This is a genomic window from Curtobacterium sp. MCLR17_036 (genome assembly GCF_003234445.2).
In the GTDB taxonomy this organism is placed as follows: Bacteria; Actinomycetota; Actinomycetes; order Actinomycetales; family Microbacteriaceae; genus Curtobacterium.
The window spans coordinates 1,924,518-1,949,125 of sequence record NZ_CP126269.1 but is presented as its reverse complement, the minus strand read 5'-3'; the positions used below and the strand labels follow the sequence as shown (position 1 = coordinate 1,949,125).

24 protein-coding genes are annotated in these 24,608 nt (G+C 72.5%); 10 read left to right on the top strand and 14 right to left on the bottom strand.

Annotation, left to right across the window (positions count from 1 at the left end):
* Positions 1-3 precede the first annotated feature (3 nt).
* The 10 genes from DEI99_RS09235 to treS form a co-directional block, all read right to left on the bottom strand.
* Positions 4-885: a hypothetical protein gene (locus DEI99_RS09235; RefSeq protein WP_181434498.1), complete on the bottom strand. Its 882-nt coding sequence runs from the start codon at positions 883-885 to the stop codon at positions 4-6.
* Entirely contained in the window at positions 882-1,442 is a 561-nt protein-coding gene (locus DEI99_RS09230) for a TerD family protein (protein ID WP_111042500.1), read from the bottom strand. Before DEI99_RS09230 ends, DEI99_RS09235 begins: the two co-directional genes overlap by 4 nt.
* Positions 1,439-1,996 (bottom strand): hypothetical protein, encoded by a 558-nt coding sequence (locus DEI99_RS09225; RefSeq protein WP_071255553.1) that lies wholly within the window; start codon positions 1,994-1,996, stop codon positions 1,439-1,441. The genes DEI99_RS09230 and DEI99_RS09225 overlap by 4 nt, the downstream gene beginning before the upstream one ends.
* Positions 1,997-2,014: 18 nt before the next feature.
* Positions 2,015-3,232, bottom strand: coding sequence for a toxic anion resistance protein (locus DEI99_RS09220; protein ID WP_111042501.1), 1,218 nt, complete (start codon positions 3,230-3,232; stop codon positions 2,015-2,017).
* 49 nt (positions 3,233-3,281) lie between these two features.
* The gene (locus tag DEI99_RS09215) at positions 3,282-3,860 is read right to left on the bottom strand and encodes a TerD family protein (RefSeq protein ID WP_111042502.1); all 579 of its coding nucleotides are present in this window, start codon (positions 3,858-3,860) and stop codon (positions 3,282-3,284) included.
* A gap of 32 nt (positions 3,861-3,892) precedes the next feature.
* Positions 3,893-4,474, bottom strand: coding sequence for a TerD family protein (locus tag DEI99_RS09210; protein WP_111042503.1), 582 nt, complete (start codon positions 4,472-4,474; stop codon positions 3,893-3,895).
* A gap of 19 nt (positions 4,475-4,493) precedes the next feature.
* Positions 4,494-5,081: a TerD family protein gene (locus tag DEI99_RS09205; RefSeq protein ID WP_111042504.1), complete on the bottom strand. Its 588-nt coding sequence runs from the start codon at positions 5,079-5,081 to the stop codon at positions 4,494-4,496.
* A gap of 64 nt (positions 5,082-5,145) precedes the next feature.
* Positions 5,146-6,273: a DUF475 domain-containing protein gene (locus DEI99_RS09200; protein ID WP_111042505.1), complete on the bottom strand. Its 1,128-nt coding sequence runs from the start codon at positions 6,271-6,273 to the stop codon at positions 5,146-5,148.
* A 75-nt stretch (positions 6,274-6,348) separates the two neighbouring features.
* On the bottom strand, positions 6,349-7,104 hold the full coding sequence (locus DEI99_RS09195) for an exonuclease domain-containing protein (protein ID WP_111042506.1): 756 nt from the start codon (positions 7,102-7,104) through the stop codon (positions 6,349-6,351).
* A 35-nt stretch (positions 7,105-7,139) separates the two neighbouring features.
* A complete protein-coding gene (gene treS, locus DEI99_RS09190; protein WP_111042507.1) occupies positions 7,140-8,849 on the bottom strand; it encodes a maltose alpha-D-glucosyltransferase in 1,710 nt (569 codons plus the stop codon).
* 114 nt (positions 8,850-8,963) lie between these two features.
* On the opposite strand from treS, the gene DEI99_RS09185 reads away from it, so the two are divergent.
* Both DEI99_RS09185 and DEI99_RS09180 read left to right on the top strand, forming a co-directional pair.
* A complete protein-coding gene (locus tag DEI99_RS09185; RefSeq protein ID WP_083420799.1) occupies positions 8,964-9,968 on the top strand; it encodes an alpha/beta fold hydrolase in 1,005 nt (334 codons plus the stop codon).
* A gap of 8 nt (positions 9,969-9,976) precedes the next feature.
* Positions 9,977-11,044, top strand: coding sequence for a glycosyltransferase family 4 protein (locus DEI99_RS09180; protein ID WP_111042508.1), 1,068 nt, complete (start codon positions 9,977-9,979; stop codon positions 11,042-11,044).
* A gap of 314 nt (positions 11,045-11,358) precedes the next feature.
* On the opposite strand, the gene DEI99_RS09175 is transcribed toward DEI99_RS09180, so the two are convergent.
* From DEI99_RS09175 to DEI99_RS09165, 3 genes are read right to left on the bottom strand one after another with little or no spacing between them, the layout of a single operon-like run.
* The gene (locus DEI99_RS09175; RefSeq protein ID WP_111040927.1) at positions 11,359-12,210 is read right to left on the bottom strand and encodes a hypothetical protein; all 852 of its coding nucleotides are present in this window, start codon (positions 12,208-12,210) and stop codon (positions 11,359-11,361) included.
* Positions 12,211-12,268: 58 nt separating this feature from the next.
* On the bottom strand, positions 12,269-12,907 hold the full coding sequence (locus DEI99_RS09170; RefSeq protein ID WP_111040926.1) for a histidine phosphatase family protein: 639 nt from the start codon (positions 12,905-12,907) through the stop codon (positions 12,269-12,271).
* Between the two features lie 42 nt (positions 12,908-12,949).
* A complete protein-coding gene (locus DEI99_RS09165; protein ID WP_254782863.1) occupies positions 12,950-13,798 on the bottom strand; it encodes a Sir2 family NAD-dependent protein deacetylase in 849 nt (282 codons plus the stop codon).
* A 108-nt stretch (positions 13,799-13,906) separates the two neighbouring features.
* On the opposite strand from DEI99_RS09165, the gene DEI99_RS09160 reads away from it, so the two are divergent.
* From DEI99_RS09160 to DEI99_RS09150, 3 genes are all read left to right on the top strand, one after another.
* Positions 13,907-14,725: a TrmH family RNA methyltransferase gene (locus DEI99_RS09160; RefSeq protein ID WP_111040925.1), complete on the top strand. Its 819-nt coding sequence runs from the start codon at positions 13,907-13,909 to the stop codon at positions 14,723-14,725.
* Positions 14,726-14,835: 110 nt separating this feature from the next.
* Positions 14,836-16,068 carry a D-alanyl-D-alanine carboxypeptidase family protein gene (locus tag DEI99_RS09155; protein ID WP_181434353.1) on the top strand — a complete coding sequence of 411 codons (1,233 nt, stop codon included), beginning with the start codon at positions 14,836-14,838 and terminating at the stop codon, positions 16,066-16,068.
* 33 nt (positions 16,069-16,101) lie between these two features.
* The gene (locus tag DEI99_RS09150; RefSeq protein WP_111040923.1) at positions 16,102-17,442 is read left to right on the top strand and encodes a serine hydrolase domain-containing protein; all 1,341 of its coding nucleotides are present in this window, start codon (positions 16,102-16,104) and stop codon (positions 17,440-17,442) included.
* A 287-nt stretch (positions 17,443-17,729) separates the two neighbouring features.
* On the opposite strand, the gene DEI99_RS09145 is transcribed toward DEI99_RS09150, so the two are convergent.
* Positions 17,730-18,524: an SGNH/GDSL hydrolase family protein gene (locus tag DEI99_RS09145; protein WP_071255509.1), complete on the bottom strand. Its 795-nt coding sequence runs from the start codon at positions 18,522-18,524 to the stop codon at positions 17,730-17,732.
* Between the two features lie 23 nt (positions 18,525-18,547).
* Between DEI99_RS09145 and DEI99_RS09140 the strand changes: the two genes are divergently transcribed.
* The 5 genes from DEI99_RS09140 to DEI99_RS09120 all read left to right on the top strand — a co-directional run bounded on the left by DEI99_RS09140 (position 18,548) and on the right by DEI99_RS09120 (position 24,577).
* Entirely contained in the window at positions 18,548-19,711 is a 1,164-nt protein-coding gene (locus DEI99_RS09140; protein WP_111040922.1) for an acyl-CoA dehydrogenase family protein, read from the top strand.
* A 58-nt stretch (positions 19,712-19,769) separates the two neighbouring features.
* Positions 19,770-21,014: a DNA polymerase IV gene (dinB, locus tag DEI99_RS09135; RefSeq protein ID WP_111040921.1), complete on the top strand. Its 1,245-nt coding sequence runs from the start codon at positions 19,770-19,772 to the stop codon at positions 21,012-21,014.
* Between the two features lie 179 nt (positions 21,015-21,193).
* A complete protein-coding gene (locus DEI99_RS09130) occupies positions 21,194-22,984 on the top strand; it encodes a DEAD/DEAH box helicase (protein WP_111040937.1) in 1,791 nt (596 codons plus the stop codon).
* A gap of 7 nt (positions 22,985-22,991) precedes the next feature.
* Positions 22,992-23,189, top strand: coding sequence for a hypothetical protein (locus DEI99_RS09125; protein ID WP_111040920.1), 198 nt, complete (start codon positions 22,992-22,994; stop codon positions 23,187-23,189).
* Between the two features lie 59 nt (positions 23,190-23,248).
* Positions 23,249-24,577 carry an NAD(P)/FAD-dependent oxidoreductase gene (locus DEI99_RS09120; RefSeq protein ID WP_111040919.1) on the top strand — a complete coding sequence of 443 codons (1,329 nt, stop codon included), beginning with the start codon at positions 23,249-23,251 and terminating at the stop codon, positions 24,575-24,577.
* Positions 24,578-24,608: the final 31 nt, after the last annotated feature.

The window sequence follows — 24,608 nt, the reverse complement described above, 5'->3', positions numbered from 1 at the left end:
CGGTCAGCCTCTCGGGTTCGGGGCGGAGAGGACGAACCCGAACGCGGCGAACACGTCGCCGTCGTGCGACGCCCGCGGGAAGGGTTCCGCCCGCAGTTCCAGTTCGCCGTCGAGCACCGACAGCGCGGTGATCGTCATGGTCTCGGGGTCGCCGGCGTCCACCGCCAGCACCGTGCCGTCGTGCAGGCTCACGACGGCCCGGTCGTCGCCGCGTGCCATGACGAGGGCGCGGCGCAGCGAGCGAACGTGCCGGAGCGCGACGACGACGTCGCCGTCGTGGAAGCCGACCAGGGGACGGTTGCCCGGTGTCTGCACGTCGCGCCCGGCGGCACGGCCGTCCGAGGTCGTGGCGCCGACGGTCCCGTCGACGGTCTCCCACGCCACGCTGGTCGCGCCGGACACGCGGAGCGCCCCGACCGCCGACCGCCGGCGGTCGACGCGGACGACCGGGGTGTCCGGACCGAGCATCCTGACGTCGGCCGGATCGGGTGCCGGGAAGGGGCGGACCCGGGAGGCACGGGCACGTCGGCGTTCGAGCACGCGTTCCGAGACGGTCGCCTGCGGAGCCGCGGTGCGGTCCGGCGCGCGCGTCGCGTCGTCGGGTGCGTGCACCGTCCGCGAGGCGGACGGGGTGGCGGTCGGTACCGCGGCCGGTGCCGTGGGCGGCGCCGCCGACGGGCGGTCGAACCCGAGGCTCAGCCCGGCACCGCGGGCGACGGGGGCAGCCGCGCCCGTGCCCGCACCGGTGCCCGTGCCCGGGGACGGGTTCGTGTTCGTGTTCGTGCTCGGACGTGGGTCGTCGGCGACCGCTCCGGCGCCAGCGCTCGACGGGCGGTCCTGCGCCGGACGCGTGCGTCGTCGCAGGTACGGGTGCCGTGCGGTCATCGCGCGCGGCCGATGCCGTGGTCGGCACGGAGGCCGGTGAGGCCCGTGGTGTAGCCCTGCCCGACGGCGCGGAACTTCCACTCGGCGCGGTGCCGGTACAGCTCGCCGAGGATGACGGCGTCGATCGTGTGGTTCCGGTCGGAGGGCAGTGCGAAGCGCACGAGCTCGCGCCCGTCCGGCGCGCACACACGGATCGCCATCGAGCGGATCGACCCGAGGTCCTTCGGCGACCGCGGGTCCGGGTCGAGGTACACCGCGAAGACGATCTTGTCGACGGCCTCGGGCACGGAGCCGAGGTCGACGTCGATCTCCTCCTGGTCGGACTCGTCCAGGTAGTGCACCGCGGCCGAGGCGTCGTCGATCTGGTTGAAGAACACCAGGTCGTCGTCGGAGAGCACGCGGCCGTCGGTGCCGCAGACGATCGCCAGGGGCACGAGCTCGGCGGACGGGCCACGGCTCGGGATCTGCTCCCACGCGATGCCGACGACCACGGCGGTCAGGTCGGGGTTCTCGGCGGTGAGCGCGGCGTTCGCACCGGGCACGAGCTCGCCGGTCACGAGCCCGCTCCCGGGAGCCGCAGGCCGGGGTCGCCCTCGCCGAGGCGCCCCTGCAGGAAGCGGCCGTGCGCAGAGAGCTCGGCGATGGCGCCGCTCCTGATCTGTTCGTGCATGTCCTCCACCGTCTCCGCGACGACGTCGAGTTGGGCCGCCAGCGACCGGGTGGTGGCGCTGTCGGGCGTGCGGTCCTCCGGCGGGAGCGAGCGGTAGGTGCGCACCGGCGTCGGGACGTAGTCGCCCACGATCGCCTGGAACAGGTACCGCTGCTCGGTCGACGCACCCTGGGCGACGACGGTGCGGGACACCTGGCGCAGCTGGTCCTCGACGTGCCGGACGCGCGACGAGATCACGGTCGGGAGCTCGGCGCCGGCGGCACGGACCACCGTGCGCAGGTCGTCGAGGCCCGCGGCCGTCGCGGCGTCGTCGGTGGCGCCCCCGGAGCCGCGCACGTCGATGCGCGCCGCCGCAGCGGCGGCGACCGACGACGCGGACTCCGGCTCGGGCGGACGTGGGTCGTCGCCGCGGCCGAAGAGCCCGCGGAGCCGGTCACGCACGGCCCGTGACCGCCTCGGTCATCGGGTCGGACGGTTGGAGTCGTCGGACTGCAGGGAACGCTCGAGGTAGGGCTTCGAGCGTTCGATGCCGGACTCGAGCGCCGCGACGGTCGAGGACATGTTCTTCGCGGCCTCGGACCGGAAGGTGTCGATCGCGTCCATCGTCTGGAACACGTTGTCGAACGCCTTCTGCAGCGTCTCCACGCTGACGCCGGAGTTCGTCGCCTGCTGGTGGATCCGCGTCGTCTGGTCGCGCAGCATCTCGCTCGTCTGCAGGATCATCGCGTTCGTGGTGTTGTTCACCGCGTCGATCTGGTCGAGCACCATCTTCTGGTTCGCCAGGGCCTGCGCGACGATCACCGCGGTGCGCAGCGCGGCGATGGTGGTGGTCCGGGCCCGCTCGACGCCCTTGATGAGCTCGGTGTTGTTCTTGCGGATGAGGTCCATCGCCAGGTAGCCCTGCACCGACACCGCGAGCTGGGTGAGGATGTCCTGGTGCCGCTGGCGGACCGGGAAGAGCACGTCCGACTCGAGCTTCTGCGCCTCGTCGACCCGGCCGCTGTTCCGCAGCGTGTCGATCTTCTGCACCGCGGCCGCGTCGAGGGCCTTCGCGAAGACGGCGTACTCGCTCAGCTGCTGCATGGTCTCCCACAGCTGGACCTTCTCGTCGGCGAGCGAGGCGTTGTCCTTGCGGAGCTCGTCCTGCCCGGCCATGAGCGACTTGATGATCGCGTCGAGCTGGGTCTGCGCCGACTCGTACTTCTGGAAGTACTTCGCCAGCTTGTTGCCGCCGGGGATCATGCCGAGGATCTTCCGGCCGGTGCTCAGGTCGGCCTGGTTCGGCGTGAGGTCCTCGACCGTGGAGCGGAGGTCGCCCAGGGTCGAGGCCACGCGCACCTGCGCGTTGTCACCGGTGCGGCGGGCACCCGCGACCGAGGACTGCGACCGGTCGAGCATGCGCGACGAGAAGCCGCCGGAGCGGGCGATCTCGCCACCGGCGATCGACGTGATGCCGTCGACCTTGTCGCCGAACTCGGGGGAGCGGGGGTCGAGCGCGGCGACCTCGTCCACGAAGTCGCGCGCCTGTGCGGCGATCTGCGACTGCCGACCCGGGTCGACCGGGACCATGCCCGGCGCGTCGTCCGGCGTGACGGTCTCCGGTGAGTCCGCCGGCTTGAGGACGAGGGCGTCCTCGGCGTTGTCGGCGGGCTCCGGCGGGGCGAGGGGTCCGGGCATCGGTCTGCTCCTGGTTGCTGTCGGTGCTGGTGAGGTGGGTGCGGCGGGGTCAGCCGAGCTGGACGCCGAAGTCCGTCGCGATGCCGGCGAGACCGGTCGTGTAGCCCTGGCCGACGGCGCGGAACTTCCACTCGGCGCCGTTGCGGTAGAGCTCCGAGAAGATCATCGCGGTCTCGGGAGCGGCGTCCTCCGACAGGTCGTAGCGCACGATCTCGGTGCCGTCCTGGTCGAGCACGCGCGAGTACGCGCTGCGGACCTGGCCGAAGTTCTGCCGACGGGCCTCGCCCTGGTCGATCGAGACCACGATGACGACGCGCTCGACGTCGGCGGGCACGGCCTGCAGGTCGATGGCGATGCGCTCGTCGTCGCCGTCGCCCTCGCCGGTCCGGTTGTCGCCCTGGTGCTCCACCGAGCCGTCGGCGCTGCGCGGCTGGTTGTAGAAGATGAAGTCCGCGTCGGAGCGGACCTTGCCCGAGGCGCCGACGAGCAGCGCCGAGGCGTCGAGGTCGAACTGCTCACCGGAGGTGGTGCGCGGGTCCCAGCCGAGGCCGACGGTCGCGACGGTCAGTCCGGGGCTCGTCTTGGTGAGCGAGAGGTTGTTGCCCTTCGCGAGGGTGAGTCCTGCCATGGTCGTGCCTTCCGTTCGTTCGGGGGGTGGCGTCAGTCGAGGACGACGCCGTAGTCGGTGGCCACGCCGCGCAGGCCGGTGGCGTAGCCCTGGCCCACCGCGCGGAACTTCCACTCACCGTCATACCGGTAGATCTCCGAGAAGATCATCCCGGTCTCGGAGGCAGCGTCCTCGGTGAGGTCGTACCGGACGACCTCGTTGCCCGTCTCGTCGTTGACGACGCGGCAGAACGCGCCGCGGACCTGGCCGAAGTTCTGCCGGCGCAGCTCGGCCTGGTCGATGGTCACGACGATGACGACGCGCTCGACGTCGGGCGCGACGGCGTCGAGGTCGATGAGGATCTGCTCGTCGTCGCCCTCGCCCTCGCCGGTGCGGTTGTCGCCCTGGTGGACGACGGCGCCGTCGACGGACTGCAGCTGGTTGTAGAAGATGAAGTCGTCGTTCGAGCGGACCTTGCCGTTCGCCGCGACGAGGAGCGCCGAGGCGTCGAGGTCGAACTGCTCACCGGCGGTCGTGCGGGGGTCCCAGCCGAGACCGATCATCGCGCGACGGAGCCCGGGGTCGGTCTTGCTGAGGGAGAGGTTCGTGCCCTTGGAGAGCGAGAGGGAGGCCATGTGGTGCGGGTCCTTCCGCTCAGAGCGCCGCGGAGGCGGGGGCGACGAGGTCCTGCACGGTCCGGCCGTTCGCACGGTCGCCGATGGCGCTGAAGCTCCAGCCGCCGCCGGAGCGCGACACCTTGGCCATCACCATGGCGGTGTGCGGGCCGGAGTCGGTCAGCTGGTAGCGGGCGACCTCGGGGGAGCCGGCCGTCGAGTCGTCGACGAGTCGGCAGAACGCGTTCTCGACGGTGTCGAAGGTCTGCCGGCTGTAGCTGCTGATCACGAAGACGATCTGCGCGACGCTCTGGTGCACGGCGCTCAGGTCGACGCGGATCGTCTCGTCGTCACCGGAACCGTCACCGGTGAGGTTGTCACCGGTGTGCTGCGCGGAGCCGTCCTTGCTGCGGAGCTGGTTGAACCAGACGTAGTCGACCGCGGTGCCCTGGGCGTCGAAGAAGATCGCCGAGGCGTCGAGGTCGACGTCGGCGGCCTTGCGGCCGCCGAACAGCCCGCGCTTCACGGCGACGGCGTCCCATCCGAGGCCGAGACGGACGCGCGTCAGTGCGCTGCCGTCGTTCTTCGTCAGGGAGAGCGACTGACCCTTCTGCAGGCTGAGTCCCATGGGGTGACCTTTCGTGGTGTCGGTCCACGTCCGGTGTCGGACGCGGTGTGGGGCGGTGCGACGCTCAGTGCGTCGCGACGGCGGTGTCCTCGACGGGCGCGTGCGCGGCCTTGCGACGGTTGCGCACCACCGAGGAGAAGAACGCGGCGAGGATGAAGACCACGCCGATGAGGCCGGTGACGACCTCGTTGATCTCGGTCGTGATGGTGACGAGCAGGATCACGGCGAGGGCGCCGATGGCCCAGTGCGCACCGTGGTCGAGGTACTCGAACTCGTCGAGCGTGCCCTGCCGCACCAGGAAGACGGTGAGCGACCGGACGAACATCGCGCCGATGAGGCCGAGGCCGAGGGCGATGATGATCGGGTCCGCCGTGATGGCGAAGGCGCCGATGACCCCGTCGAAGGAGAACGACGCGTCGATCACCTCGAGGTAGAGGAACAGCAGGAACGCGGCGCGACCGGCGACGTGGCCGAGACGACGCTGCTTGCCGATGCGGTTCGCCTCGGCGACCATCTCGCCGGTGTTCTCGAACGAGTTGCCGTCGTCCTCGGGGTCGCCGACGTCGAAGAGCCCGCCGAGCCCGGTGACCAGGAAGTACGTGATGAGTCCGGCGATGCCCGCGACGAGGACGACGGCCTGGTGGTCGCCGGAGGTCGCACCGAACAGCGCGAGGAGCGCGAGGGCGACGACGACGTTCACCATCGGCAGCTTGCCGACGAAGAGCAGCGGCCGCTCGAGCCAGCGGAGCCAGAGGATGTCGCGCTCCTCGAACATGAAGTCGAGGAAGATCATGAGCAGGAACATCCCGCCGAAGGCGGCGATCTGCGGGTGGGCCTCGTGCAGCAGGTAGGCGTAGGTGCCCGGCTCGTCGATCGGTCCCTTCTCGAGCGCGAGCTGCACGGCCTCGACCGGGTTGAGCTGCGCCGTGACGCCGACGATGAGCAGCGGGAAGAGCACGCGCATGCCGAAGACGGCGATGATGATGCCGACCGTCAGGAACATCTTCTGCCAGAACGGGCTCATCCGCTCGAGGATGCGGGCGTTCACGACCGCGTTGTCGAAGCTGAGGCTGATCTCGAGCACGCCGAGGATGAGCGTGATGGCCACCGCACTCCAGCTGCCGTAGATCAGGGCCGTGGCGAGGGCGATGACGGTGATCACGAGGGACCAGCCGAAGGTCTTCAAGAACACGTGTGACGGTCTCCCGGTTGGTGCGTCAGTGCGACGGTGGGTCGGGACGCTCTCGTCGATCGCCCCCGCTGCATGCTACATGCCTGCTGCTGCGCCGCGGTGTGGCCACCGGCCGTCCGCCGTGAAGGACGGGTCGCGCTTCGCGCGCATGTACTGCTGGAACGAGGCAGCCTGGTCGGCACACCACCCGACCTGCTTGCGGTGGAGTTCCTCGGCGGTGATGCCGAGCTCCTCCGGGTAGCGCCCGGCGATGGCCTGGGCGACGCGCCCGGCGGCGACGGCGTCGGCACCGGCGTCGTGGGCGTCGTCGAGGGTGACGCCGTACGTCTCGGACGCGGCCTCGAGCGTCCGCTTGCCCTTGCGGTAGGTGTCGAGGGCCTTGTCGATGACGAGCGGGTCGACCACGTTGCCGATCACGGGCGAGGCGAAGCCGTGCCGCTTCGCCTCGCGGTCGAGGACGGTGAGGTCGTACGGGGCGTTGTAGATCACGAGCGGGATCCCGCGGGCGAACACTGCCTCGATCGCGGCGATCACCTCGGCCACGACCTCGGCCGCCGGGCGGCCCTCGGCCTGGGCGCGCTCGGTCGTGTAGCCGTGCACCGCCGCGGCGCCCTCGGGGACGGGCACGCCGGGGTCGGCGACCCACGCGCCCTCGACGATGGACGCACCGGTCATGTCGATGAGCCCGACGTGCGCGGTGACGATCCGTGCGGTCTCGACGTCGACCCCGGTGGTCTCGAGGTCGAAGACCCCGAGCGCGTGCCACCACGGACGGCCGGCGAGGTCCTGCGGCGGGGCGGGCGTGTCCGTGGGGGCGGTGGAGAACGTCACGCGGTCAGGCTAGCCGTGCGCACCGACACCACTGCCTACTGGACCGGCGCGCCGACGTGCAGCCAGTAGAACGACTGCGTCCCCATGGTGAGCGTGACCTCGCCGTCCTCGTCGAACGACGGGAACGAGCCGCCGCCGAACAGGTCGTACAGCGGGCGACCGGCGAACTCCGGCGCGGAGACGGTGACAGACGTCGGGTTCGTCGCGAACGAGAAGACGCAGAGGACGTCCTCGGCGGACGGTCCGAACTGCTGCCCGGAACCCTCCCACGAGCGGACGAAGGCGAGCACCGACTCGTTCGAGGTCTGCTGGACGTCGAGCGTCCCCATGCCGAAGACGGGGTGCGCCTTGCGCACGTGGATCACGTTGCGCACCCAGTGCAGCAGCGAACGGGACTGCGCGAGCTGCGCCTCGACGTTGACCTGCGCGTAGTTGTAGACGAGCGACTGCACGACCGGCAGGTAGAGCTTGCCCGGGTCGGCGGTCGAGAAGCCGGCGTTGCGGTCCGGCGTCCACTGCATCGGCGTGCGCGAGGAGTCGCGGTCCGGCAGCCAGATGTTGTCGCCCATGCCGATCTCGTCGCCGTAGTACAGGAACGGCGACCCCGGCAGCGAGAACAGCAGTGCGTGGATGAGCTCGAGCTCGGCGCGGGAGTTGTCGAGCAGCGGGGCGAGTCGGCGTCGGATGCCGATGTTCGACCGCATCCGCGGGTCGTAGCCGTACCAGCCGTACATCGCCTGGCGGTACTCCTCGCTCACCATCTCGAGCGTCAGCTCGTCGTGGTTGCGCAGGAACACGCCCCAGGCGGCGCTGTCCGGCACGTCGAGGGTCTCGGACAGGATCGCGGCGAGCTCCTTCGCGTGCTGCGCACGGAGCGAGTAGAAGATGCGGGGCATGACCGGGAAGTCGAACGCCATGTGGCACTCGGGCTCGTCGTCGGTGCCGAAGAACGCCGCGGTCTCGCGCGGCCACTGGTTCGCCTCGGCGAGCAGCACCCGGCCGGGGTACTCGTCGTCGACCATCGCGCGGAGCTTCTTGAGGAACTCGTGGGTCTCCGGCTCGCCCTCGCCGTTGCCCTCCTCGGACGCGAACAGGTAGGGGATCGCGTCGAGCCGCAGCCCGTCGACGCCCATGTCGAGCCAGTGCCGCACGACGTCGTAGACCGCCTCGACGACCGCCGGGTTCTCGAAGTTCAGGTCGGGCTGGTGCGAGAAGAACCGGTGGAAGAAGAACTGCCGTCGCACCGGGTCGAACGTCCAGTTCGACTCCTCGGTGTCGACGAAGATGATGCGGATGTTCGAGAACTCCTGGTCGGTGTCCCGCCAGACGTAGAAGTCGCCGTAGGGGCCGTCCGGGTCCTCGCGCGACTGCTGGAACCACTCGTGCTGGTCGCTCGTGTGGTTGATCACCATGTCGATGACGATGCGCATGTTGCGCTCGTGCGACTTCGTGACGAGTTCGCGGAAGTCGTCGAGCGTGCCGAACTCCGGAAGGATCGCCTTGTAGTCCTGGATGTCGTAGCCGCCGTCGCGCATCGGCGACTGGAAGAACGGCGGCAGCCACAGGGCGTCGACGCCGAGCCACTGCAGGTAGTCGAGCTTGCCGATGACGCCCTGCAGGTCACCGATGCCGTCCCCGTTCGAGTCGACGAACGAGCGGATCATGCACTCGTAGAACACCGAGCGCTTGTACCACTGCGGGTCGAGCGTCAAGCCGGGCAGCTGGATCGGGGCTGTGAAGGTCACCGTGCTCCTCGTCGTGGGTGGTCGGACCGCCGCACGGCCCGCCCCGGACACGATAGGCGCGCGATGCTCCGGGTGTCCGGGGTTTCGTCCAGCGGCCTCCCTAGACTGGCGCCGATGCAAACGCCCGTGCTCTCCCCGTACCAGTCGCTCATGGCCGCCACCCCGGTCGTCCACCGGTCCGTGCAGGTCGACGGCCGCACCACCCACTACTGGGAGTACGGCCCCGCCGACGCCGAGCAAACGGTGCTCGCCGTGCACGGCTTCCGCGGCGACCACCACGGCCTCGAGACCATCGCCGCGCACCTCGAGGGCGTGCGGGTGGTCGTGCCGGACCTGCCCGGCTTCGGCATCTCGGACCCGCTCGCGGTCTCTGACATCGAGTCCTACGTGGCCTGGGTCACCGGGTTCCACGCGGCGCTCGGCCTCACCCGGGACACCGTCGTCCTCGGGCACTCGTTCGGCTCGATCGTGGTGGCCGCCGCCGTGGCCGCCGGCCTCGACACCCGCCTGCTCGTCCTGGTGAACCCGATCGCCGCCCCGGCGCTGCAGGGCCCCCGGGCCGTCGCCACCGGCATCGCGATCGGCTACTACCGCGCCGGCGCCGTGCTGCCCCGGCCGATCGGGCTCGGACTGCTCCGCAACCCGGCCATCGTGCGCGTGATGAGCCTCGCCATGCTCAAGTCGCACGACCGCGACCTGCGGCGCTGGGTCCACGACCAGCACGACCGGTACTTCTCGGCCTTCGCGAACCGCACCAGCGTGCTCGAGGCGTTCCGCACCTCGGTCACCCACGACGTGTCCGAGTACGCCGACCGCATCGACGTCCCCGTGCTCATGATCGCCGCCGAGCGCGACGACATCACCGCCGTGCCGGAGCAGCAGGCGCTCGCCCGACGGCTCCGCGATGCCGAGCTCGTCGTCATCCCCGAGGTCGGCCACCTGGTGCACTACGAGACGCCGGCGCCGGCCGCACAGGCGGTCCTGCGACGGATGGCGGACCCGGCCCCGCGCCGCGGACGCGGCCGACGCACCGACGCGGGCCGGTCGACGGGCGCGGGACGGGCCTCCCGACCGGCCGCGACGGAGGCGACCGACCAGGCGGACGGGGCGGACGCGTGACCCGTCGGCTGCGCATCGGGATCGACTGCCGCTACGTGCGGATCGGACGGCACGACGGGATCAGCCGGTTCACGGCCGGCATCGCCGCGCACCTGCCGGACCGGCACGACCACGTCCTGCTCGTGCACGACGAGCGGCAGCTCGAGTCGCTGCCGGACCACCTGCCGTGGGAGCTGCTGCCCGCTCCGACGGACGCGGGGGAGCCGCTCGTCGCGCGCCGGGTGAACCGCCTCGGCCTCGACGCGGTGTTCTCGCCGATGCAGACGATGGGCTCGCGCGGTCGGCACTACGCGCTCGTGCTGACGCTGCACGACCTCATCTACTACCGCAACCGCACGCCCCCGCGGGAGTTCTCGTGGCCGCTGCGGCTCGGCTGGCGGGCGTTCCACCTGTCGTGGACGCCGCAGCGCGTCCTGCTGAACGGCGCCGACGGTGTCGTGACCGTGTCCGAGACGACCGCCGGGCTCATCGCCGAGCACCGGCTCACCCGGCGACCGGTCACCGTCGCGTACAACGCCGCTGACCCGGCCACGCCCCGTGCCGACGACGCCCCGCGCGAGCGGTCGCTCGTCTACATGGGGTCGTTCATGCCGTACAAGAACGTCGAGACGCTCGCGGCCGCGATCCCGCTGCTCGGACCGGACTGGACCCTGCACCTGATGTCCCGGGTGACCGACGCCGACCGTGCCCGGCTCGAGGCGCTCGCACCGGCCGGCACCCTCGTGTTCCACGACGGCGCCACCGACGACGAGTACCTGTCCGTGCTCCGGTCGGCGACGGCGCTCGCGACGGCGTCACGGGACGAGGGCTTCGGCATCCCGCTCGTCGAGGCGATGGGCGTCGGGACCCCGGTCGTCGTGAGCGACATCCCGATCTTCCGCGAGATCGGGGGCGACGCCGCGGAGTACTTCGACCCGGGGTCGCCCTCCGCCGTCGCGGCCGCGGTCCGCCGGGTCGAGGCGCGGTGGGACGACGCCTCGCGGCGGTCGGTCGAGCAGGCGGCGCGGTTCCGGTGGCAGGACTCGGCCGAGCAGGTCGTGCAGGCGGTCGAGCGGGCGGTCGCGGCGCGGGGGTAGGTGCGCGGGCGCGGGGCGGCGCGGGGCGTGGTGCGCTGGGCGGGCGGGCGCGGGGGCGCGGGGGCGCGGGGGCGCGGGGCGCTTGGTGAGCAGGAATGGTCGGGTGCGCGGCGGCGACCCGACCTCTTCTGCTCACGATGCATCGGCGAGCGGGCGCCCGGCACACCGGCGCTCGGCGTTCGGCGTTCGGCCTGGAGGCTCGGCTCGGCCCCGGCACTGCACCTCCGGCCTCGACGTGCGCCGCACCGCGGTCGGGTCGGGTGCGCAGGACAGATCGCGTCCGGTGGGAGGCGACGGTCGCGTCGCGCTCCGGCTCACCCCGCGGGCAGCACCTGCACGCTCGCGCCCGGGAACACCCGCTGCGTCTCCTCGGTCACGCGGGCCACGATGGGCGGCACCGCACGGCCCCGGCCCGGGGTCTCGACGACGACGGCCTGGTCCTCGGCGGCGTCCGACGACTGCGCACCGCGACCCCACGAGCACCGCACCGCGGTGACGCCGCCGATCCGGTCGAGGGTGTCCGCCAGCTGCAGGCGTCGGCCGGCGACGTCGGCGTGCTCGGTGACGCCGACCTGCTGGACGCCGAGGTCGGCGATCGCGACGACGTGGACGCCGTTGCCGCTCGCCTCGTCCGACGCCCGGCTGAGCGCCCGGACGAGTTCGGCGCGTGCCGCCGGTTCGAGTGCCGGGTCGGCGGTGACGGTCGCCGACACCTCGTAGCTCGCGAACGCGGTCTTCTCGGCCTGGTGGCGCTGCACGTCGGTCACACCGGGCAGGTCGCGGGCGTCGCTGACGAACCGGTCGAGGGCGGTGTCCGGTCGGGGGAACACCCCGCCGATGCCGGTCTGCACCGACCCGACGATGGTGCCGAGCACCAGGACGATGACGCCGGCGACGACCACGGTGCCGCCGCCGATCAGGACCGCCGTGCGGACCCGGTGGCCGGAGCGGGTGGCGGTGCTCCCGGTGTCGGGCCCGAAGGCCCGGTCGAGGTCGTCGGGCGCCAGCGAACGGTCGGCGTCGGGCGCCAGTGCACGGTCGGCGTCGGGTTCCAGCGAACGGTCGGCGTCGAGTTCCAGCGAACGGCCGTCGTCGGGCGCCAGCGAACGGTCGGCGTCGGGCGCGGGTGCGGGTGCTCGGTCGGCGTCGGGTCCGTCGGTCGGCATGTCGCTCCCTCCGCCCGGGCGTCTGGTCGGTCCGGGTCCGTCGGAGCGTAGTCCCCGGTCAGTCGCGGCGTTCGAGCGGGTTCTGGGCGGCGAAGGGGGCGCCGCCCGTCTCGTCCGAGACGACGTCGATCGGGTCGTCGAAGCGCACCAGTTCGGCGTGGAAGCGCTCCGGGTCCCAGCGGAACGAGTGGACCGACCCGTTCCGGATCGGCGTACCGCGGCGTTCCACCGTGCCGGGCGCCGAGGCGTTCACCACGCTGCGGATGACCGCGCCGTGGGTCGCGACCACGACGACGCCGCCGTCGTACCGCACCGCGACCTCGCCGAGGGTCTCGGTCACCCGGGCGAGCAGGGCCGAACGGGACTCACGTCCGGGGATGTCGTCGTGCGGGTACCGCTCGGCGACCTCGTCGTCGGTCAGGCCCTCGGCCTCGCCGTAGGAACGCTCGGCCAGGCCGGGGTACTCGGCGGGCGTGTCGAGGCCGAGCCGGTCGGCGATGATCGCGCCGGTCTCGGCTGCCCGCGACAACGGCGAGGCGACCACGGCGTCGAAGCTGCGGCGCGCGAGCAGCTCGGCCGCCTCGGCCGCCTGGCGGCGTCCGGTGTCGTTGAGGGGGATGTCGGTGGAGCCCTGGATGCGGCGCTGCGCGTTCCAGTCGGTCTCGCCGTGCCGGACCAGGTAGAGGAGCGTCGTCACCGCTCGATCATCGCAGACGCGGGCTCCGGCACGACGCCGTCGTCACCGGCCGGTCGGTGCGAGCCGTTCGGCCAGGTGCACGAGCGTCTCGGTGGTGCCGGCGTCGATCTTGGCGACGGCGCGCCGGTCGCTGCGGGTGTCACCCCGGTTGACGATGACGACCGGGTTCTTCCGGCGGGTGGCGTGGTCGACCAGGCGGACGCCCGAGTTCACGGTCAGCGAGGAGCCGACCACGAGCAGGGCGTCGGCGTCGGCCACGATGGAGACCGCCTCGCGGAACTTCTCGGCGGGCACGAACTCCCCGAAGAAGACCACGTCCGGCTTGAGCACGCCGCCGCAGACCGAGCAGTCGGGCACGACGAAGCGCTCGACGTCGGTGATCTCGACGTCGCCGTCGGGCTGCAGCTGCACCGAGCCGGGCTCGTCGATCCAGGGGTTGGCGCGGTCGATCGTCGCGGCGAGGTCGGCGCGCGAGAAGACCTGGCCGCAGGTCAGGCAGACGGCCCGGTCCATGGAGCCGTGGATCTCGACCACGCGGCGGGAGCCGGCGCGCAGGTGCAGGCCGTCGACGTTCTGGGTGACGACACCGGTGACGACGCCGGCGTCCTCGAGTGCGGCGAGGCTGCGGTGGCCGTCGTTCGGTCGCGCCGCCGCGAAGGTGCGCCAGCCGAGGTGCGAGCCGGCCCAGTAGCGCTGTCGCTTCGCGGGGTCGGCGCGGAACTCCTGGAAGGTCATCGGCTTGCGGACCACCCGGCCGGCGCCGCGGTAGTCGGGGATGCCCGAGTCGGTGCTGAGACCGGCGCCGGAGAGCACGGCGAGGCGCTTGCCCGCGAGCAGGTCGACGACCCGGTCGAGGTCGTCGGACGTCGTCGACGCAGCATCATCCAGCACCCTGTTCACGGTACCCTCAACAGCCGACCGTCCCGGTCGCTTCCCACCCGGTCCACCGGGTCCGCCCCACCTCCGACTCCCGCCCCGGACCCCACCGGAACGAGCCCCGTGCACCCCGTCCGCATCGACTCCCTCGACGACCCCCGTCTCGACGACTTCGCCCGCCTGACCGACGTGGCCCTGCGCCGGGTGACCGAGCCCGAGGGCGGGCTGTACATCGCCGAGTCGAACACGGTCATCGAGCGCGCGGTCCGGGCCGGACACGTGCCGCGCAGCGTGCTCGTGCAGGAGAAGTGGCTGGACAGCGTCCTGCCGCTCGTCGCGGACCACGACGGCCCGGTCTTCGTCGGCCCCGACGCGCTGCTCGAGGAGCTCACCGGCTTCCGCATGCACCGCGGGGCGATCGCCGCCGTGCACCGCCCCGCGCTGCCGAGCGTCGCCGACGTGGTGCGGGACGCCCGCCTGGTCGTCGTCCTCGAGGACATCGTCGACCACACGAACGTCGGCGCGGTGTTCCGCAGCGTCGCCGGGCTCGGTGCCGACGCCGTGCTCGTCAGCCCCCGGTGCGCGGACCCGCTCTACCGCCGGAGCGTCCGCGTGAGCATGGGCACGGTCCTGCAGGTGCCGTGGACCCGGATCGGTGACTGGCCGGAGGCCGGCGAGGAGCTCACGGCACAGGGCTTCCACGTCGCCGCCATGGCGCTCACCGACCGGTCCGTCGACCTCGACGCCTTCGTCGCCGACGTCCCCGAGCGCGTCGCGCTCGTGATGGGCACCGAGGGCCAGGGCCTGACCCCGGCCGCGATCGCGGCGGCCGACACCACGGTGCGGATCCCGATGGCGCACGGCGTCGACTCGCTGAACGTCGCCGCGGCGAGCGCCGTCGGGCTCTGGGCGGTCCGGGACGCCCAGCGCCGCAGCGCGTAACGCTCCGTACCCAGTACCCGGTACCCCGGTCGGGAGGCCCGTCCCGCCTTCTCCACACCGGCGGCGGTTCCCCGGGTGGCCGGTGCCGCACACCGCTACGCTCTGGTGCCGTGTCACGAGTCGTCCGCCGCCCCCGCTCCGCTGTCCGGAGGCCGGTGACGATCACGGTCCTCGCCGTCCTCGTCCTGGCGATCGGCTACCTCGTGGCCGCGGCCGTCGTGCCGTTCGCCCCGGCGAGCGCCACGACCACCACGTACTCGGCGCCGACGTCGAGCGTGCCGGACCTGCGGTTCCCGGGCTACGGCGCGACGGCGGTGCAGGCGACGGGGTTCCCGGAGAGCCTGCGGACGAGCGGTGACGAGCAGCCGCGCTCCATCGCGAGCATCACGAAGGTGGTGACCGCGCTCGTCGTCCTCGACGAGAAGCCGCTCGAGCGCGGGCAGTCCGGTCCGGCGATCCGCTTCACGGAGCAGATGCAGGGGCTCTACGCGAAGTACCTCGCGCAGAACGGCGAGGTCGCACCGATGCCGGCGGGGCTGCGGCTGACGGAGCACCAGACGTTCCAGGTCATGCTCATGAAGTCGGCGAACAACTACGCCGGCGCCCTCGCGCTGTGGGCGTTCGGGTCGATGGACGCCTACGAGCGGGCAGCGGACCGCTGGCTCGACGAGCACGGTCTCGACGACACGACGATCCACGAGCCGACCGGGCTCGACCCGGCGAACACGTCCACCGCGACCGACCTGGTCGAGCTCGGCCGGCTCGCCCTGGCGGACCCGGTCGTGCGGGAGATCGTCGGCACGAAGGACGTCACCATCCCGACGGTCGGGCCGATCGAGAACTCGAACAAACTGCTGGGGCTCGACGGCATCGAGGGGATCAAGACCGGCACCCTCGACGAGGCCGGGGCCTGCCTGCTGTTCGCAGCGACGTACGAGCGCGGCGGACGCGACGTCACGGTGATCGGCGTCATGCTCGGCGGGGTCGACCACGACTCGCTCGACGCGGACGTGCAGCGGCTGCTCCGGTCGGTGGCCGACAACTTCCAGGTGGTGACGCTCACCCACGCCGGACAGACCTTCGGGACCTTCTCGACGCCGTGGCAGGACGAGGCCGACGCGGTCACGGCGAAGGCGTCCGAGGTCCTGGTCTGGGGTCGGACGAAGGTCCGCGCGAAGGCGCACCTCGACGAGGTCACCCTGGGCACGAAGGGCGAGCGGGTGGGGACGGTCCGCTTCACCGTCACGGACCACGACCCGGTGACGGTCCCGCTCGTGCTCGAGCGGACCATCGACGACCCGGGCGTCTGGTGGCGGTGGACGAACCCGTTCCAGGGAGCCTGACGCCGCGGCCCGGCACGCCGTAGGGTCGGATCCGTGACGACGACGTTCCCGCGCAGCTCCCCGTCCGCCCTCGGCATCGACGCCCGCGGTGTCGACGCCCTCGTCGACGCGCTGGAGCGCACACCCGGCGTCGAGCCGCACGGTCTCGTGCTGCTCCGCCACGGGCAGGTCGCCGCGCAGGGCTGGTGGGCGCCCTACGGCCCGGACCGCGTGCACCTGCTGTACTCGCTGAGCAAGAGCTTCACGGCCGCCGCCGTGGGGATCGCGGTCCGCGAGGGGCTCGTCGACCTCGACGCGACCGCCCTGTCGTACTTCCCGGAGCTCGACGCCGACGTCACGGACGACCGCAGCCGACGGATCCGGGTCCGGGACCTGCTCGCGATGGCGAGCGGTCACCGCGAGGAGACCATCGACCGCGCGGAGGCCCTCGACCCGGCGAACACGGTGCGTGGATTCCTGCTGCTCCCGCCGGACGAGGAGCCCGGGTCGGTCTTCGCCTACAACCAGCCGTGCACGTACACGCTCGCAGCCATCGTCCGGCGGGTGAGCGGCGGGTCGCTCGTCGAGTACCTGCGGCCCCGGCTCCTCGACCCGCTCGGCATCGACGACCTCGCGTGGCGGCGTGACGACACCGGCGCCGAGCTCGGCTTCAGCGGCTGCTACGCCCAGACCTCGGCGATCGCGGCACTCGGTCAGCTGTACCTGCAGCGCGGCGTGTGGGACGGCGAACGGATCCTCGACGAGGACTGGGTCGCCGCCGCCACGTCGACCCAGGTCGAGAACCCGGGCGAGGAGAACCCGGACTGGTCCCAGGGCTACGGCTTCCAGTTCTGGATGGCCCGGCACGGCTTCCGCGGCGACGGCGCCTACGGCCAGTTCTGCGTCGTCCTGCCGGAACACGACGTCGTCCTCGCGATGACCGGGCAGAGCCTCGACATGCAGGCGGTCCTCGACGCGGTCTGGCAGCACCTGCTGCCCGCCGTCGACGGCACGACGGACACGGGTGCGGACGCCGCCCTGGCGGCACGACTCGCCGCCCTGGGGCTGCCGGCGGTCGTCGGCGGCCCGCTCACGGGCACCGCGGACCTCGGCCCGTTGGCGCACGACGACGCCGGGTGGCGGCTGACGCTCGACGTCGACGGCGGGACGCTGTCCGTGCCGGTCGGCGAGGGGGAGTGGGCCGTCGAGGGGCCGCTGGCCGCGAGCGGCGCGGTCGCGGCGGACGGCCGCACCGTGCTCGTCGACGTCCGGTTCGTCGAGACCCCGCACCTGCTGCACGTCCGGGTGGACCGGTCGACGGGCGACACCGCGACGGCGTGGGAGACCGTGCCGCTGCACGACGGTCCGCTCACGCTGCGCCGCCCCACGGACTGACCGACCCCCCACGCGAGCGCCCCACACGGGACCGACGCCGCACGCGACCGCGCCCCGCACGGGACCGACGCCGCACGCGACCGCGCCCCGCACGGGACCGACGCCGCACGCGACCGCGCCCCGCACGCGACCGCACGCGACCGTGACGGGGCGCGTCGGGCGGCGCGCCCCGGCTCCTCGGGGCCAGCCGCCCGGGCAGGGGCCAGCCGCCCGTGCAGGGGCCAGCCGCCCGTCCGGGGCGCGACGACCGTGCAGGGGCGCGTCGGGTGGGACCCGTCGACCGTCGACTAGGGCGTGTCGGACCGGTGCTCGACGACGTCCTGCAGCTCGGGTCGCTTGGCGGAGACCCCGTCGCCGGAGGACGTGTGCCGGATGCGCCGGACGACCCACGGCACCAGGTACTCCCGCGCCCAGCCGAGGTCCTCGGCGCGGGCCTCGCGCCACGGCCTCGCTTCGAGCGGTTCCGGGTTGAACGGTTCGAGCCCGTGCGCGACACCGAGGGTGTCGAGGACCGCGGCGGCGACGGTGGCGTGCCCGGTCGGGGAGTGGTGCAGTCGGTCCGGGGCCCACATCCGCGGGTCGCGGAGCACGCGGAGCGCCCACATGTCGGCGACGAGCGCCCCGTGCTTCAGGGCGATCGCGTGCAGGTTCTCGTTGTAGATCGCGGTCTTGCCGCGGACCATGCCGAGCACGGGGGTCATGCCGACGTCCGGCCCGGTGAAGAGCACGACCGTGGCCCCGTCGCTCCGCAGCCGGGCGACCATCGCGTCGACGCGCTCCGCGAGCTCGTCCGGGTCGGAGCCCGGGCGGATGATGTCGTTCCCGCCGGCGGAGACCGTCACCAGGTCCGGGCGGAGCGCGAGTGCCGGCTCCACCTGCTCGTCGACGATCTGCTGCAGCAGGCGGCCGCGGATCGCCAGGTTCGCGTAGGCGAAGTCGTCGGACCCGTGCGCCAGGACCTCGGCGACGCGGTCCGCCCACCCCCGGTTGCCCCCGGGAACGGTCGGGTCGGGGTCGCCGATCCCCTCGGTGAACGAGTCACCGATCGCGACGTACCTGGACCACGGATGACGAGCTGACACGATCCGAACCTTAGTCTCGTGCCATGACATCGGCCACCAGGGACACAGCCGGCTGGACCCCGCCGCAGGACCTCCTCGCCCGCATCGCGGCGCGTGCCCCCGGGTACGACGCGGCCAACGCGTTCTGCGTCGAGGACCTCGACGAACTGCGCGCGGCCGGCTACCTGCGCATCGGCGTGCCCGCGGAACAGGGCGGCGCCGACCTCGGCCTCCGGGCGACGACGGTGGTGCAGCGCCTGCTCGCCCGGGCCGCGCCGGCGACGGCGCTCGGCCTGGGGATGCACCAGGTGTGGGTGCAGGCGGCCCGGGCCGTGTCCGCGCGGGGTGGGGCGTTCCTCCAAACCGTCACGGACCACGCGGCGGACGACCACCTGCTCGCCTTCGGGGTGAGCGAACCCGGCAACGACGCGGTGCTGTTCGACTCGTCGACCACGGCGGAGCCGGACGGCGACGGCGGGTACCGCTTCACCGGGACGAAGGTGTCCACCTCGCTCGCGCCGGCGTGGGACGTCCTCAGCGTGTTCGGCCGCGACGACTCCGGGCCGGAGCCGCGGCTCGTGCACGGGTTCGTGCTCCGGTCCGACGGGCACGTCGAGCAGGGGGACGAGTGGGACACGCTCGGCATGCGGGCGACGCAGAGCCACGGGACCCGGCTGCTCGGGGTGCACGTGCCCGCGGAGCGGATCGTGCGCGTGCTGCCCGTCGGGCCGAACCAGGACCCGCTGGTCTTCGGCGTGTTCGCGGCGTTCGAGCTGCTCGTCGCGTCGGTGTACGTCGGGATCGCCGAGCGCGCGCTGGAGCTCGCGGTGTCGGCGGTCACCCGTCGCGTGGCGGCCGACGGGTCGTCCCGCGCCCAGGACCCCGACGCCCGTCGGGCGATCGCGGACGTGCGCGGCGCGGTGGACGCCGTGTCGATGCAGGTGGACTCGCTGGCCCGCTCGGTCGACGAGGGCGACGACCTCGGCGCCCGGTGGTTCCCGCTGCTCGTCGGCACGAAGGCACGGACGGTGGACGCGGCGCAGCACGCGGTCGACGAGGCGATGCGGATCGCCGGCGGCTCGGCGTTCCGGTCGACGAGCGAACTGGCCCGGCTCGCGCGGGACGTGCGGGCGGGGCAGTACCACCCCTCCACCCGGGACTCCGCGGCCCGGACCATCGCCGCGTCGGTGCTCGGACCGCTGCCGTGACGGTCCCGCCCGCGCACCGCGACGCTCCGGTGTCGGTGGCACCTGGCACCATCGCCTCGTGAGCAAGCAGGACGGCAGCAACCGGCTCGTCTCGGACACCCCCGTCGACGACGTGTCGGCCACGGTGCTGCACGTCGACATGGACGCCTTCTTCGCCTCCGTCGAGCTCCTCGACCGTCCCGACCTGCAGGGGCTGCCGGTGATCGTCGGCCACGACTCCGACCGGTCGGTGGTGACCGCCGCCACGTACGAGGCCCGGCGCTACGGCGTGAACTCGGCGATGCCGATGGCGGTCGCCAAGCGGCGCTGCCCGAACGCCGTCATCGTCGAACCGCACTTCGAGAAGTACCGCGCGAAGTCCGCCGCGGTCATGGCCGTCTTCGACCGCTTCACGCCACGGGTCGAACGACTCGGCATCGACGAGGCCTTCCTCGACGTCGCCGGCGCTCTCCGCCTGTACGGCACGCCGTGGCAGATCGGGCAGGCGATCCGTCGCGCCGTCCACGCCGAGACCGGCCTGCAGTGCTCCGTCGGGGCGGCGTCGACGAAGTTCGTCGCGAAGCTCGCGTCCAGTCGTGCCAAGCCGGCCGGGCTGCTCGTCGTGCCGGCCGCCGACACCGTCGCGTTCCTGCACCCGCAGCCGGTCTCCGCGCTCTGGGGCGTCGGCGGCAAGACGCAGGAGACCCTCGAGCGCCGGGGCATCCGCACCGTCGGCGACCTCGCGCACACGCCGCTCGGGTCCCTGGTGTCCGCGCTCGGGCCGGCCGGCGGCCAGAAGCTGCACGACCTGTCCTGGGGTCGCGACCCGCGCGTGGTCGACACCGGCGTCAGCGAGAAGTCGATCGGGCACGAGGTCACCTTCGGGCACGACCTGACCGACCGCGACGACGTCGCCCGCGAACTCCTGCGCCTGGCCGACAAGGTCGCCGTGCGGCTGCGGCACGCCGACGTGCAGGCGCGCACCGTGGCCCTGAAGGTCCGGTACACCGACTTCACCACGCTCACCCGGTCCCGCACCCTCGCCGAGCCGACCGACGTCGCCAAGCGGCTGCACCGCGAGGCCGTCGAGCTCTACGACGTCCTGCACCGACCCGGCAACCGCATCCGGCTCATCGGCGTCCGCGGCGAGAACCTCGTGCCGGCCGCCGCCAGCAACGCCCTGTGGGACGACGACGCGCCGTGGCGCGAGACCGAGACGACCGTCGACGCCGTGGCCGCGCGATTCGGCGCAGGCGTGCTGCGACCGGCATCGCTCGTCCGGGGGACCCGTGACGGGCACGCCCCGCACGCCAGGCAGGACTGAGCGTGGCGGTAGGATCAGGTCCAGTGAGCGCAGCGGAGTACGACGACCAGCAGCCCGCCACGCTGTGGGCCGAGACCGGGGACGACCGGGTCGGCGACGGCGGTGCGGTACCGGCACACACCGACCAGACCGCGACCGCCGGGGCCACGGCGGCGCGTGACGAGGCCGACGCCGCGGCGCTGGCCGAGGCCGCCGGCAACTCCGCCGTCCAGCACCTCTCCCCGGCGTTCCCCGACCGCGCCGCGTGGGGGACCGCGTCGAAGCTCCGTGCCTGGCAGGTCGAGGCGCTGACGAAGTACTTCGAGACCGAACCGCGCGACTTCCTGACGGCGGCGACGCCCGGCGCCGGCAAGACCACCTTCGCGCTGCGCCTCGCCACCGAGCTCCTGGCGCGGGGCACCGTCGACCGCATCGTCGTGGTCGCGCCGACCGAGCACCTCAAGCGCCAGTGGGCCGACTCGGCCGACCGTGTGGGCATCCGCATCGATCCGATGTTCAAGAACGGCGACGGCATGTTCGGCCGCCACTACCAGGGCGTCGCGATCACCTACGCCCAGGTCGGCATGAACCCCGAGGTGCACCAGCGGATCACCGCGGGCGGCAAGACCCTCGTGATCCTCGACGAGGTCCACCACGGCGGTGACGCGCTGACCTGGGGCGACGGCATCAGAGAGGCCTTCTCCGGGGCCACCCGCCGCCTGTCGCTCTCCGGCACGCCGTTCCGCTCGGACACCGCGCCGATCCCGTTCGTGCAGTACGCCCCCGATGAGCAGGGCATCCGTACCTCGATCTCCGACTACAACTACGGCTACGGCCGCGCGCTCAAGGACGGCGTCGTCCGACCGGTGCTCTTCATGGCCTACGCCGGGCAGATGCGCTGGAAGACCCGGATGGGCGACGAGATGTCGGCCTCGCTCGGCGAGCAGGTCACGAAGGACATCACCGCGCAGGCCTGGCGCACGGCGCTCTCGCCCGAGGGCGAGTGGATGCCCGCCGTGCTCTCCGCCGCCGACAAGCGCCTGACCGAGGTCCGCCGCGGCGTGCCGGACGCGGGCGGCCTGGTCATCGCGACGGACACCACGACCGCGCGCGCCTACGCCCGGATCCTGCAGCAGATCACCGGCGAACGGCCGACCGTCGTCCTGTCCGACGAGGCCGCGGGGTCGAGCCGGATCAGCGCGTTCGCCGAGGACACCTCGCGCTGGATGGTGGCCGTCCGGATGGTGTCCGAGGGCGTCGACGTCCCGCGCCTGTGCGTCGGTGTCTACGCCACGAGCGCGAGCACGCCGCTGTTCTTCGCCCAGGTGATCGGCCGCTTCGTGCGCGCCCGCCGGCGCGGCGAGACGGCGAGCGTGTTCCTGCCGAGCGTGCCCGGGCTCATGGCCCTGGCGGCCTCCCTCGAGCTCGAACGCGACCACGCGCTCGACCGCCCGAAGGACACCGACGACGGGTTGTACAACCCCGAGGACGCCATGGTCGCCGAGGCCAACAAGGAGGACCGCGCGTCCGAGAGCCTGCTCGAGGTCCAGCCGTTCGAGGCCCTCGACTCGCAGGCGTCGTTCGACCGCGTCCTCTACGACGGCGGCGAGTTCGGCACCGGCGGCGAGGTCGGCTCGCTCGAGGAACTCGACTTCATCGGCATCCCCGGGCTCCTCGAACCCGACCAGGTGCGCGACCTGCTGCGTGCCCGGCAGGCCACCCAGGCCAAGCGCTCGAAGGGCCGGACCGTGAAGGACGGCCAGCCCAAGCAGGCCGAGCCGGACCGCCCGATGTACATGACGATCAAGGAGCAGCGCACCGAGCTCGCCCGGCTCGTGTCGATCTGGTCCCGCCACTCGAACGAGCCGCACGGCGCGATCCACGCCGAACTCCGGCGGATCAGCGGCGGTCCGGCCGTGGCGCAGGCGAGCATCGAGCAGATCCAGAAGCGCATCGACGTGCTGCGCTCCCGCATCGGCGGGCGACGGTGACCGCGGCGTGATCGAGCCGGTCGACGACCGCACCTGGTACGTCAAGCGCGACGCCGAGTCCTCGCCCGAAGCGATCATCGACCGCTTCGGCGGCGGCTACCGGTTGCGACGGTTCTCGCTCACCGAGTCCCGGCGCACCCCGCACGGTGTGTACACCGGTGTGGAGCTCGCCGAGACCGCCTGGTGGCGGCTGAAGCGACGCTGATTCCCGCCAGGGGCGCGGCGCTGGTGACGTTGACGGCCGTCATCCGGTAGACCGGAGGAATGGCAGACTCGATCCCTCACGTCCTCGTCCTCGGCGGCGGCTCCGCTGGCTACTCCACCGTCAAGCAGCTGCAGAAGCACGCGGCCACCGTGCCGATGCGGATCACACTGGTGGACCAGAACACCTACTACACGTACCTGCCGTTCCTGCCCGAGGTCGCGGGCGGTCACATCGCCCCGAAGGACGTGACGGTCGAACTCCGTCGCGCCCTGCGCAAGACCCGGGTCATCCAGGGCAAGGTCACCGCGATCTCGTCGGCCGACAAGACCGTCTCGATCGCGACCGCCGGCGGTGACGACCGCACGCTCGGCTACGACCAGCTCGTCGTCGCCCTCGGTTCCGTCACCCGCACCTTCCCGACCCCCGGGCTCGAGGAGTACGGCGTCGGCTTCAAGAGCGTCGAGGAGGCCGCCTACGTGCGCTCCAAGCTCCTCGACAACATCGCGAAGGCCGCGGCCACCCGCGACGAGGACGAGCGTCGTCGTCTGCTCACGAGCGTCTTCGTCGGCGGTGGCTACACCGGCGTCGAGGCCATCGGCGAACTGTTCGACGTCTCGCAGGCCGCCATCGCGACCTACCCGTCGCTCGCGGGCGAGCAGCCCCGCTGGATCCTCATCGACGCGCTCGACCGCGTCGCGCCCGAGGTCGGCCCGGAGCTGTCGAAGTGGACCCTCGAGTCGCTCCGCGCCCGCGGCATCGACGTCCGGCTGAAGACCACCATGCCGAGCGCTGAGGGCGGCGTCGTCACGCTGTCCGACGGCGACGAGATCCCGACCGGGCTGCTCGTCTGGACCGCCGGCGTCAAGCCGAACCCGCTCCTCGACGCCTCCGACCTGCCGCGCGGCCCGAAGGGGCACCTCGCCGCCAACGCGAAGCTCCAGGTCGAGGCCGAGGACACCCACGAGGTCGTCGACGGCGTCTGGGGCCTCGGTGACGTGGCCCAGGTCCCCGACCTGACCGCCGACAAGCAGCCGGCGTTCTACCCGCCGAACGCGCAGAACGCCGTGCGCCAGGCCGTCGTCGCCGCCGACAACATCGTGGCGACGATCACCGGCAAGCCGATCGAGGAGTACCGCCACCCCTCCATCGGCACCGTCGCCTCGTACGGCGTCGGCAAGGGTGCCGCGAACATCAAGGGCATCAAGATGACCAACGTGCTCGCCTGGCTCGCGCACCGCGCGTACCACGTGTACGCGATGCCGACCCTGAACCGCAAGGTCCGGATCGTCATCGGTTGGGTGACCGGCGCCGTCTCCGGTCGCGACGCGACCTCCCTCATCAAGGAGACCGACCCGCGCCGCAACTTCGTCGAGGCGTCCAAGAGCTGATGCTGCGCTGACGCACCGACAGGACGGACGG

Bases quoted from the DNA above. Each gene is read 5' to 3' on its own strand.
- DEI99_RS09235 (WP_181434498.1), bottom strand. From the start codon at position 885: ATGACCGCACGGCACCCGTACCTGCGACGACGCACGCGTCCGGCGCAG.
- DEI99_RS09220 (WP_111042501.1), bottom strand. From the start codon at position 3,232: ATGCCCGGACCCCTCGCCCCGCCGGAGCCCGCCGACAACGCCGAGGAC.
- DEI99_RS09215 (WP_111042502.1), bottom strand. From the start codon at position 3,860: ATGGCAGGACTCACCCTCGCGAAGGGCAACAACCTCTCGCTCACCAAG.
- DEI99_RS09210 (WP_111042503.1), bottom strand. From the start codon at position 4,474: ATGGCCTCCCTCTCGCTCTCCAAGGGCACGAACCTCTCCCTCAGCAAG.
- DEI99_RS09205 (WP_111042504.1), bottom strand. From the start codon at position 5,081: ATGGGACTCAGCCTGCAGAAGGGTCAGTCGCTCTCCCTGACGAAGAAC.
- DEI99_RS09185 (WP_083420799.1), top strand. From the start codon at position 8,964: ATGCAAACGCCCGTGCTCTCCCCGTACCAGTCGCTCATGGCCGCCACC.
- DEI99_RS09175 (WP_111040927.1), bottom strand. From the start codon at position 12,210: ATGCCGACCGACGGACCCGACGCCGACCGAGCACCCGCACCCGCGCCC.
- DEI99_RS09140 (WP_111040922.1), top strand. From the start codon at position 18,548: ATGACATCGGCCACCAGGGACACAGCCGGCTGGACCCCGCCGCAGGAC.
- DEI99_RS09120 (WP_111040919.1), top strand. From the start codon at position 23,249: ATGGCAGACTCGATCCCTCACGTCCTCGTCCTCGGCGGCGGCTCCGCT.